This is a genomic window from Kitasatospora sp. NPDC059812, from assembly GCF_042732075.1.
GTDB lineage: Bacteria > Actinomycetota > Actinomycetes > Streptomycetales > Streptomycetaceae > Kitasatospora.
Genome location: NZ_JBHWIO010000060.1, coordinates 39274 through 55231, shown reverse-complemented (window position 1 = coordinate 55231; position 15958 = coordinate 39274). Strand labels below are relative to the sequence as shown.

General features: G+C 72.9%; 13 protein-coding genes. 6 read left to right on the top strand and 7 right to left on the bottom strand.

The window, feature by feature from the left end; genetic code table 11:
• Positions 1 to 396: DUF4291 family protein (locus tag ACFV6D_RS26475; protein WP_380561329.1), on the top strand; the 396-nt coding region annotated here is incomplete at its 5' end.
• Here the strand turns inward: ACFV6D_RS26475 and ACFV6D_RS26470 are convergent.
• Positions 355 to 1554, bottom strand: coding sequence for an RNA-guided endonuclease InsQ/TnpB family protein (locus ACFV6D_RS26470; RefSeq protein WP_380561328.1), 1200 nt, complete (start codon positions 1552 to 1554; stop codon positions 355 to 357). The genes ACFV6D_RS26475 and ACFV6D_RS26470 overlap by 42 nt on opposite strands.
• 50 nt (positions 1555 to 1604) lie before the next feature.
• Here ACFV6D_RS26470 and tnpA point away from each other — a divergent pair, with 50 nt between their 5' ends.
• Positions 1605 to 2033, top strand: a complete 429-nt coding sequence (gene tnpA, locus ACFV6D_RS26465; protein ID WP_380561327.1) for an IS200/IS605 family transposase — start codon at positions 1605 to 1607, stop codon at positions 2031 to 2033.
• A gap of 361 nt (positions 2034 to 2394) precedes the next feature.
• Here tnpA and ACFV6D_RS26460 read toward each other — a convergent pair whose 3' ends face one another.
• Complete coding sequence (locus ACFV6D_RS26460; protein ID WP_380561326.1) at positions 2395 to 3171, bottom strand: TetR/AcrR family transcriptional regulator; 777 nt, start codon at positions 3169 to 3171, stop codon at positions 2395 to 2397.
• Positions 3172 to 3269: 98 nt separating this feature from the next.
• Here ACFV6D_RS26460 and ACFV6D_RS26455 point away from each other — a divergent pair, with 98 nt between their 5' ends.
• A complete protein-coding gene (locus tag ACFV6D_RS26455; protein ID WP_380561325.1) occupies positions 3270 to 4133 on the top strand; it encodes an NAD(P)H-binding protein in 864 nt (287 codons plus the stop codon).
• Positions 4134 to 4384: 251 nt separating this feature from the next.
• Here ACFV6D_RS26455 and ACFV6D_RS26450 read toward each other — a convergent pair whose 3' ends face one another.
• Together ACFV6D_RS26450 and ACFV6D_RS26445 are read right to left on the bottom strand one after the other, a co-directional pair.
• A complete protein-coding gene (locus ACFV6D_RS26450; protein WP_380561324.1) occupies positions 4385 to 7060 on the bottom strand; it encodes an MXAN_6230/SCO0854 family RING domain-containing protein in 2676 nt (891 codons plus the stop codon).
• A gap of 644 nt (positions 7061 to 7704) precedes the next feature.
• Positions 7705 to 8070, bottom strand: a complete 366-nt coding sequence (locus tag ACFV6D_RS26445) for a hypothetical protein (protein ID WP_380561323.1) — start codon at positions 8068 to 8070, stop codon at positions 7705 to 7707.
• A 272-nt stretch (positions 8071 to 8342) separates the two neighbouring features.
• On the opposite strand from ACFV6D_RS26445, the gene ACFV6D_RS26440 reads away from it, so the two are divergent.
• From ACFV6D_RS26440 to ACFV6D_RS26430, 3 genes are all read left to right on the top strand, one after another.
• Complete coding sequence (locus ACFV6D_RS26440; RefSeq protein ID WP_380561322.1) at positions 8343 to 8816, top strand: hypothetical protein; 474 nt, start codon at positions 8343 to 8345, stop codon at positions 8814 to 8816.
• A gap of 222 nt (positions 8817 to 9038) precedes the next feature.
• Positions 9039 to 11846: an SdrD B-like domain-containing protein gene (locus tag ACFV6D_RS26435; RefSeq protein WP_380561321.1), complete on the top strand. Its 2808-nt coding sequence runs from the start codon at positions 9039 to 9041 to the stop codon at positions 11844 to 11846.
• A 136-nt stretch (positions 11847 to 11982) separates the two neighbouring features.
• Complete coding sequence (locus ACFV6D_RS26430) at positions 11983 to 12450, top strand: helix-turn-helix domain-containing protein (protein WP_380561320.1); 468 nt, start codon at positions 11983 to 11985, stop codon at positions 12448 to 12450.
• Between the two features lie 136 nt (positions 12451 to 12586).
• Here ACFV6D_RS26430 and ACFV6D_RS26425 read toward each other — a convergent pair whose 3' ends face one another.
• The 3 genes from ACFV6D_RS26425 to ACFV6D_RS26415 form a co-directional block, all read right to left on the bottom strand.
• Positions 12587 to 13189: a ClpP family protease gene (locus ACFV6D_RS26425; protein ID WP_063352604.1), complete on the bottom strand. Its 603-nt coding sequence runs from the start codon at positions 13187 to 13189 to the stop codon at positions 12587 to 12589.
• A gap of 1 nt (position 13190) precedes the next feature.
• Positions 13191 to 13829 (bottom strand): ATP-dependent Clp protease proteolytic subunit, encoded by a 639-nt coding sequence (locus ACFV6D_RS26420; protein WP_331745149.1) that lies wholly within the window; start codon positions 13827 to 13829, stop codon positions 13191 to 13193.
• A 211-nt stretch (positions 13830 to 14040) separates the two neighbouring features.
• On the bottom strand, positions 14041 to 15958 hold a 1918-nt coding region (locus tag ACFV6D_RS26415; RefSeq protein WP_380561319.1), incomplete at its 5' end, for a PIG-L family deacetylase.

Below are 15958 nucleotides of genomic sequence, written 5' to 3'. Positions count from 1 at the left end.
TTTTTTTTCCCCCGGGGGGGGGCGGCCCCGCCGCCGGGGGGGCCCCCCCCCCCGCCAGCCAGCACCGCCGGGAAGCGCCAGCTGAAGCGGGCCCCGGCCCGGGTGCAGTGGGATCCCGAACGCGATCTGCACCTTCAGCCGCTCCCCCACCGCTCCCTTCAACTCGGCCTCGCCGGCGAGGCCGCCGAGCGCTACGCGGAGCAGTGGATCGTCTCGATCGACGACGTCACCGCACTCGCGCACACGATCCAGGCTCAGGTGAGGGACGGTGCTCTGGAGGCCGCCCGGCAGCTCCTTCCCGCCGAGCGCCCCTATCCGGTGACTCCTCCCCGGCGTAAACGCCGGGGCTTCTCGTTAACCCTGGCGGGCGTCGCGACGGACCAGCCCGGCCCGTAGAACGTTGATGGCTCCTACCGTGTCGGCGTGCGCGCGGTGGCCGCAGGCGACACAGTGGAACTTCTCCTGAGTGGGCCGGTTCTCCTTCGCGGTGTGCCCGCATTCAGGGCACTCGCGGGAGGTGTTGCGGGGGTCCACGGCGATGACTTCCCGTCCGGCACTTTCAGCCTTGGCGTGCAGGATCGTCAGGAACACCCCCCAGCCGGCATCCGAGATCGAGCGGTTGAGTCCGGCCTTGGCCGCGGCACCGTTGGGCAGGAAGACGCCCGGTTGGTCGGGGTCGGGCTTCGGCGCGGGGGCCGCGAGCATGTTGCGGATCTTCAGGTCCTCGTGCGCGATGAAGTCGTGCTCACGGACCAGCCCGAGGGCGGCCTTGTGGGCGTGGTCGAGCCGTTGACGGCGCACCTTGCGGTGCAGGTCCTCGATCTTCCGGATGGTCTTTCCCCGCCGGTTGCTGCGTCGCTTGCACCGGGACAGGGCCTGCTGTGCGGCTTCGAGCTTCGCGGCGGCGGCACGGGCGTGACGCGGGTTGGGAACGAACTCGCCGCCGGAGTCGGCGAGGAAGTTGGCTATCCCGAGGTCGATGCCGACCACGCTGCCGGTCGGGGGCAGCGGCTCGCAGTCGCCCTGCTCGGCGGTCAGGATCACGTACCAGCGGTTGCCCTCACGCTTGACCGAGACGGTCTTGACCCTGCCGGCCACCGGGCGGTGCTGGTTGACCTTGACGTGTCCGACGCCTTGCAGACGGACGCGGGTCACGGGGTCGTGCGGGGTGGAGTCCCAGCGGCAGCCATCCCCGTCCTTGGGAAACTCCACCGTGTCGAACCGGTTCACTCCACGGAACCGGGGGTATCCCGGCGTCTGGCCGGCCTTCACGCGTCGGAAGAACGCGGCGAACGCCTTGTCCAGACGGCGAAGCGTGGCCTGCTGGCTGGAGAACGACCAGCGTCCCTGGCGCTGCGGGTCGAACGCCCGTATGTCCTTGAGCTGTGCGGACTGCTGCCCGTACTTGATCGAGGTCTTGGAGACGTGCCGGTACGCGTCGCGGCGCTCCTGAAGCGCTCCGTTGTAGAGCGAGCAGTGATCGCGCAGCATCTCGCCGAGCGCTTGTGCCTGGCCCACGGTGGGCCGCATGAGGAACTTGTACGCACGGATCATCCGACCCACCCCCTTCCGATGCTGACGGTTGGTCATCCTACCCTTGGCCCATGTCACCACGCTGGGAACCCGACCCCGATATACGGCGGGGAAACCACGTTGTCCACAACCTGCACGCACACTTGGTATTCGTCACCAAGTATCGGCGGGACATCTTCACCGACGAGATGCCGACGCGGTGCAACGCGATCATGCGCGACGTGTGCGAGAGCTTCGACGCGGAGCTACGCGAGTTCAACGGCGAGAGCGATCACGTCCACCTGCTGGTGCACTACCCGCCGAAGGTCTCCGTCTCAAAGCCGGTCAACAGTCTCAAGGACGTCAGCTCCCGCTACCCGCGCGCCGAGTACACCGGGCGCATCAACCGCATCGGCATGGGGTCCGTGTTCTGGGCCCCCTCGTACTTCGCCGGGTCCTGCGGCGGCGCACCGCTGAGCATCGTCAAGGACTACATCGAGAACCAGAAGCGGCCCACCTGACCGTCACCACGCAAACGCAGGGACCTACGGCGCTCCGCGCCTCCGTGCCAGGGATCGCATTCCCTCCCGGCCTGAAGACCGGGATTCCCCGCGAAGATCAGGTGATGGACGACGCGCTGCTGAACCACCTGCGCGGCTGAGCCGGTCCCGAGCGCTCGGGGCCGCGGGCTGCTCGTTCCGTCGCCGTCCGCCAGGGCAGCTCGCGACGGTCCGAGGCGTGGTGCACCGTCAGGTGACACCGGGGCCGGGGTGGCGTTGCCCGTTCCGTCGTCGTCGCAACCGGCGTGCACACTCCGGCGACCGCGCCACGGGATCTCCGGCGGCCGCCTCACCCCGTCGGGAACGCACGAGCCGCCGGTGATCAGCCGTCGGCGGCGAGGCGGTTCAGCCACTCCCCCAGCAGATGCTGCTCGGCGCTGCTGAGCTTCGTCTGTTCGGGCAGCGCGGCGCGCAGGGCGCGGGCGGCGCCGGCCGGGCCCGGCTCCTTCACGGCCGGCTGCCGGTTGGTGACGGCGGCGACCATGCACTCCCGAAGGGTGGTCAACAGGGCCGGGTCGCGCCGGTCCTGGGGCAGGGACAGCCAGGTGAGCACGGCGCCGCGCGCCGTGGCGTGGATGATCTGGGCCGCGAGTTCCTCGTCGACGCGGAGCCAGCCGCCGGCGGCGAGGCGCCGGATGCGGCCCATCAGGATCTCCATGCCGGCCTTGAAGGCGGCGGAGGTGGTCCCGGCGGGTTCGGTGTACATCAGGGTGTACAGCGCGGGGTTGGCCAGGCCGAACTCGACCGCGACGTCCCAGCCGGCTCTCAGGTCCTCGATCGGGTCCCGGGGGTCGGGGTCGACGTGCTTGGTGGCGAGGAACGCGGCGAAGCCGTGCTCGGCCACGGCGTCGAGCAGCCCGTCCTTGTCGCCGAACAGCCGGTAGATGGCCGGCGGCTGCAGGCCCGCCGCATCGGCGACGGCGCGGGTGGTGACCGCGTCGCGGCCTCCGCGCTTCAGCAGGCCGATGGCGGCCTCGATGACCCGCTGCCTGGTCTGCTCCCGGCCCGGGGACACGGAGTCGGACCTGACGGCCGTGGCGGACTCGATGGCGGACGCGGTGCCGGTGGCGCCGTCCCGGCCGCGTGAAGGCGATGGCATGAATCAACGATACCGCACCGCTGGTTCCATCGTTATTATCGGTGATACCTTAAAAGTGTTTCCACTGGAACCACCTCGTCGCGACACGGGAGCACATCATGATCATCGTGACCGGAGCCACCGGACAGCTGGGGCGTCAGATCGTCGAGAGGCTGCTGACGCGCGTACCGGCGGCCCGCATCGGCGTCAGCGTCCGCGACCCGCAGAAGGCGCAGAACCTCGCCGACCAAGGGGTACGGGTACGCCAGGGCAGCTTCACCGACGCCGCCGGCCTCGCGCACACCTTCGAGGGCGCCTCGCAGGTGCTCGTCGTCTCCGTCGACAAGATGGGCGAGGAGTGCGTCAGGCAGCACCGCACCGCGATCGAAGCGGCCGTCACGGCGGGCGCCCGTCGCATCCTCTACACCAGCCAGATGGGGGCCGGCGCGACGTCGCGCTTCCAGGCCTGCCGCGACCACGCCGCCACCGAAGAGGCCCTGCGCACCTGCGGCGTGCCGTTCACCTCGCTGCGCAACGGCTTCCACGCCACCAGCGCGGCACACTTCCTCGGCAACGCGGCACGCTCCGGCCGGCTCGCGCTCCCCGCGGACGGGCCGGTCGCCTGGACCGCGCACGCCGACCTCGCGGACGCGGCCGCCGCCATCCTCGCCGACGAGGGCCGCTTCGACGGCCCCACGCCGCCGCTCACGGGCCGACAGGCACTCACCTTCGACGACGTCGCCGCCCTCGCCACCGAGCTCACCGGCCGCACCGTCACGCGGACCATCGCCCCCGACGACCAGTTCCGCACGCAGCTGACCGGCCAAGGCGTCCCCGCGGAAACCGCCGACCAGCTGCTCGGCATCTTCGCCGCCAGCCGCGCCGGCGAGTTCGCCACCACCGACCCCACCCTGGCCGCCCTGCTCGGCCGCGAGCCCGTCACCCTGCGCACGGTGCTGCGCGAACAGCTGTCCGAAAGCTGATCCACAGCGAGCGGCCGGGTGCCGGATGCCGATGCCCGGTCCCGGGCCGCTCGGCGCACTCGACTGGACCAGCCCCAGGAGCACGCCGACGGAGAACGACGGCGTGCTCCCGTGACTGAGATGCTGCCACGCCCGCTGGTGGCCGGGCCCACGACTCCGTGGTGCCTCGCCAACGGGCCGGACGGCCCCGGACGGTGTCCGTGCGGTGTGCTGGCGGACGAGCGTCCTGCTGACCCTGCCGCCCACGGCCGTCAGGCCCGCGGCGCCAGCCCCGCCACCAGGTCTCCCGCCGTCAGCCGCTCCAGTTCCTCGGCCGCGGCGTCCACCGGCCCCGGGTAGAGCCGGTACAGCGCCCCGGACAGCTTCTCCGGCGCCGGCACGTCCCCGTCCACCAGCGCGACGAACGCCCGCCGCCCGTCCGGAAGTGCGGCCGAACCGGCGCCGTCCTCGTCCCACAGCGCCCGCAGCCGCGCCGCGAACGCCCCGACGCCCTCACCGTCTCGACGCTGCCACCGCCGCACGGCGCCGCCATCGCGACGGCGCACGTGCACCTCGTCGCTGCCCGCCGCCGCCCGGGCGCAGGCGACGTCCCACAGGGTGGCCCGGTTCTCCGGGCCGAAGTGGGCGAGCACGTCCCGGCTGAGCGCGCCGACCTCGGCCTGGTGCCGGTAGACGCTGTGGTAGCCGCCGTCGGCGCCGGTGTTGAGGTCGGTCCAGGTGTACCGTCGCTCCGCCAGGTCGACGATCATCGGCACGGACACCTTGGCCTCCCCGACCAGGTCCAGCCGCTGGCGGACCGTCCTCGGGTGGTAGTGCGTGCCGCCGGACGGCGTCGCGCCGAGGTCCATGAAGCCGGCGAAGGCCTCGGTCAGCTCCTCGAAGGCGACGTCGTTGTAACTGAAAACGATCACCACGGCGTACCGGGAGCCGCCCGCCGCGAGCCGGGCGAAGTCCAGGTCGACGAACTCCGTCGCGCCGTTCGGCGGCGGCGCGGACACGTAGTCGCCCGAGTGCACGGCGGCCCGGTCGCCGTGCACCAGGTTGGTGTAGTCGCACAGCCCGCTGAACCGCCACTGCTCGTCGTACAGCGCGACCGAGAGATCGAGGTCCACCCGCAGGTGCTCCGGCTGCATCCAGTGCACGAACAGCCGCAGCCGGTCGCCCTGCGGCAGCCGCAGCCGGCTGCCGCGCGGCACGCAGACCAGGGTCTTGGCGGCAGCCCGCTCGGCGAACGGCGCGACCAGGTCGACCAGCCCCTCGTCCAGCAGCGCCAGGTCATAACGTTCTCCGCCGCTGCGCCGCAGCAGCTCCGCCTCGATCAACCCGCAGACCGGGGCGCCGAGTTCGGCGGGCACCACGGTGCCGTGGTCCTCCCGGGAGTGCGCGAGCGAGACCGTGCCCCGGGGGAAGTACAGCCGCCGCTCACCCGCGCTGCGGGCCCCACGCAGCCGCCCGTACGCGCCGAGCAGCGGCCCGGGGGCGACCCGTTCGAGCGCGGCCCCGACCGTCTCCAGCAGCTCCGGCGGCAGCGCGGCACCGGGCGCGACGGTGGCGTGCACCCGCAGCACGTGGTGCAGCCGGCGGACCAGCTCGCCGGGCCGTCCGGCCAGGACCCGCACCGCGCCGACGGCGTCCCCGGCCGCCAGAAGGCTCTCGACCCGCCCGGCAAAGCCGGTGAAGGCGAGCCTGACGCGCTCCCGGCCCGGCTCCCCGCCGGTGACCACCCGCAGCGGCGCGGGCGGCTCGGCGAACTCCCGGCCCACCTCGTGGGTGCGCAGGTCCGTCTCCCGCAGCAGCACGAACGCGGCCGTCACCCCAGGAAAGCGCCGCCGGTGCTCGTACGGGTGCAGCAGTTCGCCCGCGCGCAACCAGGCCGACCGGTGCCGGCGCAGGTCCTCGGCGAGGGCGACGGCGGAGAGGCCTTCCAGGATCTCCAGCAGCCCCTTGCGCAGCGGCCGTGGGAGATTGCGCAGCCGCAGGCGCCGCGCGGTGCCGGGCAGCAGGTCGGGTACGGCGCCGGACCGGGCCCAGAGCAACCGCAGCACATCGGTGGCGGTGTCGATCCGCTCGGCCAGGACGGGCAGGGCGGCCGCGCCTTCGCGCTCCAGCAGAGCGGCGAGCACGGTGGCCTTGGTCTCGCGCAGCGGGATCCGCTCGGGCAGGCGCTGCGCCAGGTCCGCCGGCGCATGGGCGAGCAGCGCGGCGAGGTCGTCCCGGTCCTGCGGGGAGAGCGGGGTGCGACGGGCCAGCAGCCGGTCGAATTCGCCCATCGCAGCGGTGACTTGGTCGGCGCTGATCAGCCGCAGCGGGCGCAGGGCCTGCTGCCCGCCGAACTCCTCGGCCGCCTTGCGCCCGGCCGGGTTGTCCTCGCCGAGGTAGGTGCCGGCGTCCAGCGGGGTGCCGCAGAGCGGGCACCGGGTGCCCCGGCCCGCGGCGAGCAGGCCGTCGTGGCAGGGCGCGCAGAGCAGGTGCGCGCAGGGCGCGAGCGCGCCGATGCCGGCCTCGGCACCGCGCCGACCGCAGTGCGCGCACGGCTGGCGGGGCTGGTTGAGCAGGAACGCCCTGATCTGCCGGGTGTAGAGGACGTGCGCGTGGTCGGGCACGGCGTCCGGGAAGCGGCGAAACAACGGGAGGTGCTCGCGGTCCGCGCCGAGCAGATGGTCGATCCTGGCGAGCAGCCCGTCGCCCAGCTCGGCGAGCCGGACCGGCGCCAACCGGGCCAGGGTGTTGCGCAGTCCGGTGGTCAGCACGTAGCCGCGCCGGACCAAGTCGGCGTCGAGGGCCACCAGCCCCTGGGTGCTCCATGGGTCGGCGGAGGGCAGCAATTCACCGGGGGCCGCACAGACGGCGCCGCGCCGGCGGAGCAGGAAAGAACCGAGATCGAGATCGATGGCGACATCGAAGGGAGCCGTGATGGCTCGGGGCATGCGGAGAGATCCCCCCACGGAGGCGGAAAGAAGAAGGGGGCGGAGAGGGGACGCGCTACAGGTGTCGAGGAGGAGTGGAGAAGGAAGCACGTCGCGGAGCCGCCGACGTGTTCACCGTAGCCGGGCTCTCCCCCGCTGCCCACCGATTATTTTCAGCCGCTCCGGAGCAGGAAGTCGGACCAGTCGTGGGCGGCGTCCGCCAGGTCGCCGGACTCCACCCAGTCCTGCACCGGGTCCGTCACGCGGCGGAGCTTCTGCTGGGCCTGCGGGTCGCGGAGCACCGGCAGGCTGACGGAGCGGATCGGCTCGTCCTGCGCGACATTGGCGGCAACCAGGGTCGCGGCGCCTACGGCGGCAGGGCCAGGAACAGCGCGAGGCGGGAGCTTCGCATGATCGGTTCCTTCAGTGGGTTGACGGGCCGACACCCAGCGTAGGGACCGATCGGCGGCTCCCCCGGCCACAAGGCGCGCACCTGGCCGCGGCGGGAACGCACAAGGAACAGCGCGCCCCGCGCAGAATCGCTCCGACGGCCCTCGGGCACCGTCCGGGACCACCTCCCTGACGGCGGCCCGGACGGACGGCCGGCCGGGCACCCCGCTCCCGAGGGAGGGCTGCGGGTGTGCCGGCCTACCGAAGTCACCCGGTCAGGAGACGCGCGTCAGCTGCCAGGCGTTGTTGTTGAAGCTCGGGTTCGACCAGGCGACGCAGCTGCTGGTGTAGTACGAGCCGGTCTGGACCCAGCCCGCCGGCGGGTAGGTGGTGGAGCAGGCCTGGACCACGGTGCCGACGGGCAGCCCGGTGAGCTGCTTTATCTGCTTGATGTTCGGGCTGAAGCTCTGCGTGCCGCAACTGCTGCTGTAGCCCCAGCTCACGTCGACGAAGCCGGCCGGGGTCAGAACGCTTCCGCACGAGGTCGTGACGTCGCCCGGGGCGGCCTGCGCGGGCGCGGCGGCCAGGGCGAACATCGCCGCGGCGCCGGCGATGGTCATACAGGTACGAAGACGGATCATGGGTGAGGGCTCCTTCTGATCGCGGGTGGGTGGCCGGTCAGGCCGTGGAGCCATTCCTACGGTTTGATCACCGGCTTCGGATAGCAACTTTCAGGCCTAATGGCCCCGGGCAGGACGGCGGCCGGGTACCGGAACGGCGGCGAGGCGCCCGCCTCTTCGGACCTGCGCCGACCTGTGCGGAATGAGTAGCCGTACTCATGCGGTGGTCAGGCCGCATCGGTGAGGCTCGATCCGTCCCCACCACAGGCCTCTTCCGTCCGGAGTGACCCGTCATGCCTGCACCACACGTACCCCCCGCCCGTCGACTCCTGCCCGCTCGGCTGATGCTGGCCGGGGCGTGGCTCTGGGGCGCCGCGCCCTGCTACGTACTGGCCCTGCGCCCCTCCCCGGGCAGCCCGCTGCCGCCCCGGGACCAGTGGGGCGCCGCCGAGGAGGAGACATCCCAGCTCAACGGCCTCGTCGAGGGGTTCACCGGCTTCCTGATCCTCATCGCGGCCGCGGTGGCGGTCTGGTCGTGGGTCTGTGCGGCACGCCACCTGCGGCGGGGGTCGAAGTACGCGCCGGTGCTCGTCCTCGCCACCGCACTGGGCAGCGCCCTCCTGGCCGTCGCCGGCACGAGGCGGATCTTCCACGGCCTGCTCGGCGCGCCGGCTCTCGGCGTCCTCGTCCCCCTCCTGGCCCTGAGCGTGACCGCCCTGCCGGTCACGCGCACGGCCTGGTCGCGGCGCCTCCCCGCCGCGGGCTGAGGCACCACCTCGACCGCCGGGTCCTCGGGCTCACGGCGCGGGGAGAGTCCTTCCGAGGGGGCGTCGGGATTTCTCCTGCGGTATGCGAACTTGTGCGGTCGTATCCGAACTTGATGCGATTTCCAGCCCTTCATCTGTCACACACACCAGTGAATGCGCCCCGAAACCAGGACGTGGACGACCGGTTGTCGCTCTTCTGGGGGTCCTGTCCGGATCGGGCAGATGTCCGCCGACCATGAGAGTGGGGATCAGGTGGGGACGAGAAGGAGAAGGAAGGGCGTCGCGCGGGCCGCGGTGCTCGCCGCCGCGCTGTGCGGGGGCGGGGCGCTGACGGCGCCGGCGGCGTTCTCGCAGACGGAGGACGGGACGGTGACGGTCCGGGTGATCCGGGCCGTGGACTCCTCCGGGGTGTGGACGCCCGCGCTGGAGCCGGGGCTGGCGGGCGTGAAGGTGACGCTCACCGGCGAGGAGCGGGCCCACGTCGAGGGCACCACCGGGGCCGACGGGACGGTCACGCTGGCGCCGCCGCGGAACCGGGAGCACGGCGGAACGTACCGGGTGCAGGTGGTGAATCCGAGGCCGGGCGTGCTGTTCCCGGCGTTCGCCTCCCGGCAGGGGCTGGACGGCGCGCCGAACCAGCTGAGCTCCAACGAGGAGTTCGTCGACCTCTCCGGCGGCAGGAACGTCTCGTATACCACCGGGCTGTGGTATCCGGGGGACTACTGCCAGCAGAACGCGCCGCTGGTGACGACCTGCCAGAACACCACCTTGGGAGGCGGCGCGCAGCGCACGCTGGTGTCGTTCCCGTACCGCGCGCGCGGCCAGGACGGCGTGGACGTCAACGTCACGAACCTCGCCACCGACGCGCAGACGGGCACGCTCTACGGCATCGCGTGGAACAAGGCCGACCGGCGGGTGTTCTCCTCGGCGTCGGCCAAGCGCACCACGGACTACGGTCCGGGCGGCGCCGGCGGCATCTACGTGACCGACCCCGCGCAGGGGCGGACCACGCTGTTCACCACCGTCCCGGACGCCGGCGGCACGGCGCACGGGCCGGGGACGGACGACGCGTTCCTCGTCGCGCCGGGCAAGGAGAGCCTCGGCGGGCTGAAGGTGACGAACGACGGCCGGGACCTGTTCGTCGTCAACCTCAACACCCGCACGCTGTACCGCTACGACGCGACCGCGCCGACGGCCGCGCAGCCGAGGGGCGTCTACCCGATCCCGGACCCGGGCTGCGCCTCGGCCGGGGACTGGCGGCCGTTCGGCCTGGGCCTCCAGGACGGCGTCGGCTACCTCGGCGGTGTCTGTTCGGGCGAGTCGACGGGCAAGGCCTCGGACCTGCGGGCGGTCGTGCTGCCCTTCGACCTGGCCACCGGCCGGTTCCGCACGGCCGTGCTGGACCAGCCGCTGGACTACCCGCGCCAGTCGACCGTCGGCTCGGGCCCGTGCGACGGCGCGGGCTGGTTCCCGTGGACGAACACCTACCCGACCACGCAGAACGGCCAGACCTGCGCCGGTTTCCGCGCCCAGCCGGAGCCGGAGCTGGGCGAGGTCGGCTTCGAGACGGACGGCTCGATGCTGCTGGCCTTCCGCGACCGCATGGCCGACCGGGCGACGGGCCAGTCGGGGTCGGGCGCAGCGGTGGGCGAGGTGCTGTCGGGCGGTGACCTGAACAAGGCCTGCCTGGCCGGCGGCACCTACGTGCTGGACGCCAACACCGGCTGCGGGCTCTCGCCCCGGGGCGCCCGCTTCTTCGACACCAGCCGGATGGGCGTCCACCACAACGCGGCCTACGCCGGGATGGCGCTGTCCAAGGTCGAGAACACCATCGGGACCTCCGGGTTCGACCCCAACAGCACGGCCTTCGGCTACGGCACGTCGTTCGTCCAGCGCGACGGCAAGCAGGACCCGGCGTTCGGCCTGCGGCTCAACCCGGCGAACGTGCCCGCGCCGTTCGGCAAGGGCGCCTCGATGGGCGACCTGGAGGTGCTCTGCGACCAGGCGCCGCTGCAGATCGGCAACCGGGTCTGGTACGACACCGAGCACAAGGGCATCCAGAAGCCGGGCCAGCGCCCGGTGGAGGGCGCCACCGTCCACCTGTACGACGGGCCGGGGAAGCTCGTCGGCACGGCGCGGACGACGGCGCGCGGCGAGTACTACTTCGACGACTCGAACGTGGACGGCGGGCTCAAGCCGCACACCAAGTACACGATCCGGCTGGACAACCCCGCCGACTACGCCCAGGGCGGCCCGCTGTACCAGTGGGTGCCCACCCGGCACGACGTCGGCGACAACCCGTTCATCAACTCCAAGGGCGTCGTCCCGCCGGGCGCAACGTTCGCCGAGCGGGAACTGACCACCGGCGGGCCGGGCCAGGACGACCACACCTTCGACTTCGGCTTCCGGCCGCAGGAGGGCACGCTGACCCTGGTCAAGCACGACCAGGACGGCAAACCGCTGGCCGGGGCGACGTTCCAGCTGTGGCGCTGGAACGGCGGGCCCAGCTGGCCGCAGACCACCGGCGAGCACAAGGACTCGCCGATCGGCGATCCCTGCACCACCGGGGCCGACGGCATCTGCCGGATCGTCGTCGGGCCGGGGACGTACTACTGGGTGGAGGTGAGCCCGCCCGACGGCTACGCGGCGCCGGCCATCGCGGTCTTCGGGCCGCTGGTGCTCACCTGCGAGACCCTGGACGACGGGATCACGGTGACGGTCGTCAACCGGCTGCTCCCGTCGGCCGGTTCGGGCGCGGCCCCGTCGTCGCCGCCGGGTGCGGTCTCGACCCCGGGCCCGTCGCCGGGCCCGTCGTCGTCCTCGGCAGTGGCGGTGGCGGCGGTGGCGTCCCCGCCGCCGCCGTCGCCGAGCGCCGGGCCGTCCTGGCCCGATGAGCGGCCCGGCGGCGCGCTGCCGACCACCGGGGCGGGCAGCGTGCTGCCGCTGGGCGTGACCGGTGCGGCGGCGCTGCTGAGTGCGGGCGGCGTGCTGGTCGTGGTCGCGCGCAGGCGCGGCGCACGGCACGCGTAACGGCACGCGTGGCGGAACCCGGCCGGGCCCGTGGCGAGTTCGACGGCCACGGGCCCGGCCGGGCGGCCCGGACGGCTTCACCCAGGGCAGAACGCCACTCCCTTCCCCCGACGCCCCGGATCCCTAGGCTGGAGGGGTGAGCACTCATGCGCCGAACGAAGCCCGCGTCATCCCCCTGCGCCCGCACACCTCGTCGCCCGGTTCCGGCGGGACGACCCGCGCCCCGCAGCGGCCGGCGGGAGCGCCACCGGCGCCGGCGCCCGCGCCGAGGGAACCCCTGTGGCGCGACCTCGTCGGCGATGCGATGCGCCGCGAACGGCTCGCCCAGGAAAGGACGTTGAAGGACGTGGCGGAGGCGGCCCGGATCTCGATCCCGTACCTGTCGGAGTTGGAGCGCGGGCGCAAGGAGGCCTCCTCCGAGGTCCTCGCGGCCGCCGCGCGGGCCCTCGGACTCGGCCTCGCCGACCTGCTCTCGCTCGCCCAGGACGAGCTGACCCGACACACCCGGAGCCAGGTGGGCCGGGGTCAGGTCAGCCGAAGCCGGTTGGACCGGAGCCGTACGTCGCCCATGGGGCAGTACGACGGGCTCTGCCTCGCCGCCTGATCGGGCCTGGCCTGACCTGGCCTGACCTGACCTGGCCCGGCCTGACCCGGCCTGACCTGGCCTGACCTGGCCTGACCCGGCCGACGGCCGGTACGACGGTGGTGCACCCCGCCGTACCGGCCACGGCCGCGCGGAGTCAACCGAACGCGAGCCGTCGGCTCAGCACCTCGTCGGCGAGCCCGTAGGCGACGGCCTCCTCGGCGGTGAACACCTTGTCCCGGTCCATGTCCGCGCGCAGCGTCGCCACGTCGTGCCGGGTGTGCCGGGACAGCACCTCCTCCACCTGCGAGCGGGTGCGGACCATCTCCTTCGCCGCGAGGCTGAGGTCGGACACCGTCCCCTGCCGGCCACCGCTGGCCGGCTGGCCGAGCAGCACCCGCGCGTGCTGGAGCACGAACCGCCGCCCGGGGTCTCCGCCGGCCAGCAGCACCGCCGCCGTCGACGCCGCCTGACCGACGCAGAACGTGGAGATCGGCGCCTGCACGAACGTCATCGTGTCGTAGATCGCCATCAGCGAAGTGAACGATCCACCGGGCGAGTTGAGGTAGATCGAGATCTCGCGTTCCGGGCTCTCCGACTCCAGGTGCAGGAGCTGCGCGATGACCACGTTGGCGACCCCGTCGTCGATCTCGGTGCCGAGGAAGATGATCCGCTCGTTCAGCAGCCGGCTGAAGACGTCGTAGGAGCGCTCGCCCTGCGCGGTCCGCTCGATCACGTAGGGAACCGTGTACGACCCCATGTCACAGCCCCATCCGTCGGCGCGACGCGGCCGGGCGGATGTCGGCGACCGACTCCACCACCCGGTCCACGATCCCGTACTCCCTGGCCTGCTCGGCCGTGAACCAGCGGTCCCGGTCGCCGTCGCGCGCGATCGTCTCCTCGCTCTGCCCGGTGTGCTCGGCGGTGATCCGCTCGATGGCCTTCTTGGTGAACTGGAGGTTCTCCGCCTGGATCTCGATGTCGGCGGCGGTGCCGCCGATGCCCGCCGAGGGCTGGTGCATCATGATCCGCGCGTTCGGCAGCGCGAGCCGCTTGCCGGGCGCCCCCACGGTGACCAGGAACTGGCCCATGCTGGCGGCGAACCCCATCACCAGCGTCGAGACGTCGTTCGGGATGAGCCGCATGGTGTCGTAGATGGCGAGCCCCGCGGTGACCGACCCGCCGGGGCTGTTGACGTAGAGGCTGATGTCGGTGCGCGGGTCCTCCGCCGACAGCAGGAGCAGCTGCGCGCACACCCGGTTGGCCGACACGTCGTCGACCTGGGTGCCCAGGAGGACGATCCGCTGGGCGAGCAGCTGCGCCGCGAGGTGGTCGTCGAAGCGGCTGGGCGGCGTGCCGCCCTCCTCCGCGCGGGGCGCGAGCGTGGTGAGGGGAGTCATCCGGTCTCCTTGTCGAGATGCCGAGGTGTCGAAGCGTCGAAGCGTCGAGGTGCTGAGGCAGGCTTGCCCTCGACTCCACTCTTGACCCCGGGAGACCTCCGGATGCGTTTTCTCTGCCCGCCGCAGATTCGCCACGGGCAGAGGCGACAGCCCGGGCCCGGCGGCCGGCCGGAAATGCTCCCGCCCGGCCGCCGCGCCCCGGGCGGGACGGTCAGACCGGCAGGCCCTGCCAGCCGCCGAAGGTGGTGGGCGTCGTGCCCGCGCGGTAGTAGACGCGGCCGTCCGAGCCGATCGCGAACACGTGGAGGACACCGCCGCCGTCGACGAGCGCGGCCGGGTAGTCGAGGACGGTGCCGCCGAGGTCCTGCCAGGTGCCGTAGCCGGAGTTCGGGGCGGTCTGGGCGGTGGTGCTCACGCCGCCGCCGCGGTTGCGCTCGAACAGGACGACCCGTCCGCCGGCGGTGGCCGCCGCCGGCTCGCCCACTCCTCCGTCGCCGCCGAGGGGGGCCGGGGACTGGCTCCACTCGCCGCCGGGCCGGGTCTGGTAGCTGACCAGCATCGCCCCGGTGCCGGCCTCGCGGTAGGCGAGTTCGATGCGGCCGTCCTGGTCGAGCGCGGCCTTGGGCGGGCTGGCCGGCCGGGCGCCGGGGATCGGGCCCGGGCCGCCGAAGGCGCCGTTCGGGGCGCCCTGCCGCCAGCCGAGGATTCCGGTGCGGGTGCTGGCGAACACCTCGATCGCCCCGACGCCGTTGCGGATCGCGGTGACCGGGTCCTGGAGGTCGGTGCCGCCCAGGTCCGTCCACGTGCCCGTCCACACCCCGCCCGGGGTGGTCTGCCGGATGCTGCTGAGGCCGCCCCCGCCGTTCTTGACGAACAGTTCCAGCCGCCCGTCCTGGTGGCCGGCCACCACGGGCACGCCGACCTGGTCCTCGTTGCCGAGCCCGGTGTTGGGGTTGCCGTGGTCGGCCCAGCTGTTCCACCACCAGCCGTTGGGCGTGCCCTGGGGCAGGGAGATGATGTGGTGATCGGTCAGGCGGCGGGCGAAGACCTCCATCCGGCCGTCGGCGTTGGTGCCGACCGCGATGCCCGGCGCCATTCGCCCGCCCGGGTCGGCCATCCGCACCGGGCCGCCCCAACTGCCGTCCCCCTGACGCCAGTACGTGTAGAGGGAGCCCGCCCGGACGACGAAGACCTGCGGCCGGCCGTCCTGGTTGAGTCCGGCCCAGGAGGTGCCCCGCGACCAGCGGTAGTACATCCGGGAGTACCAGGCGTCGGAGTAGTTCCCCGAGTGGTCGTGGCTCGCGTACTCGGAGACGAACACGCCCTTGGCGCCGGTCGTCGCCGGGTCGAGGTTCACCGGGGAGTCGCTGATGTTGTAGTCCCGGTAGTTCACCTGGATCAGCGGGCCGCCGTACAGCAGGGCCGCCTGGCCGGCGAACTTCGCGGCGGAGACGTGGTCCGAGTGGTCGCCCGAGTAGCGGCTGTCCGGGAGTTCGTCCTGGGCCCGGAGCACGGTCGGCTGGTACGTCACCATCAGCTGCCGCAGCACCTCGACGACGTCCGCCGCCGTGTAGGTCGACGGCCCGGACAGCGGGCTGCCGACCGGGACGACCGTGGTGTCGGTGCCGCCGGCCAGGACGGCGCCGAGCCCGGCGTCGTGCAGGTTGAGGAAGATCAGGTGCACCGGCCGGCCCTTGAGGACGTACCGTTCGACCTGCTTGCCCGCGACCGTCCACGCCTCGGCCGTCCAGTGCCCGACCTCGTCGGTCGCCGGGTCGGTGTCGCCGACCCCGGTCATCCGGGAGTAGGCGTTGATGGCGCCCATCTGCCGGTTCCAGGTGCGCAGCGGCTCGCCGGCGGTGTCCCAGCAGGACGTGGCGCACGGGTCGCCGGTCGCGTTGCCCGCGGTGACGAACACCGTGACGGACGGGGTGCCGTTGGCGAGCGCGTTGGACAGGTCCGGGTTCATGAACAGGATGTCGTCGTCCTCGTGCGCGACGACCTGCAGGAACAGCGGCCCGGAGGCTGCGGCCGCGGCCGCCCCCACGGCCGCGGCCGCGCGGGTCGCGGTCCCCTTGGCCAGCTCGGGGGCGGCGAGGGCGGTGTGCGCGTCGGTGGCGTGGTGTTGG

Coding starts and splice junctions, on each gene's coding strand:
- ACFV6D_RS26470 (WP_380561328.1), bottom strand. CDS start 1,554: ATGATCCGTGCGTACAAGTTCCTCATGCGGCCCACCGTGGGCCAGGCA.
- tnpA (WP_380561327.1), top strand. CDS start 1,605: ATGTCACCACGCTGGGAACCCGACCCCGATATACGGCGGGGAAACCAC.
- ACFV6D_RS26460 (WP_380561326.1), bottom strand. CDS start 3,171: ATGCCATCGCCTTCACGCGGCCGGGACGGCGCCACCGGCACCGCGTCC.
- ACFV6D_RS26455 (WP_380561325.1), top strand. CDS start 3,270: ATGATCATCGTGACCGGAGCCACCGGACAGCTGGGGCGTCAGATCGTC.
- ACFV6D_RS26450 (WP_380561324.1), bottom strand. CDS start 7,060: ATGCCCCGAGCCATCACGGCTCCCTTCGATGTCGCCATCGATCTCGAT.
- ACFV6D_RS26445 (WP_380561323.1), bottom strand. CDS start 8,070: ATGATCCGTCTTCGTACCTGTATGACCATCGCCGGCGCCGCGGCGATG.
- ACFV6D_RS26440 (WP_380561322.1), top strand. CDS start 8,343: ATGCCTGCACCACACGTACCCCCCGCCCGTCGACTCCTGCCCGCTCGG.
- ACFV6D_RS26435 (WP_380561321.1), top strand. CDS start 9,039: ATGTCCGCCGACCATGAGAGTGGGGATCAGGTGGGGACGAGAAGGAGA.
- ACFV6D_RS26425 (WP_063352604.1), bottom strand. CDS start 13,189: ATGGGGTCGTACACGGTTCCCTACGTGATCGAGCGGACCGCGCAGGGC.
- ACFV6D_RS26420 (WP_331745149.1), bottom strand. CDS start 13,829: ATGACTCCCCTCACCACGCTCGCGCCCCGCGCGGAGGAGGGCGGCACG.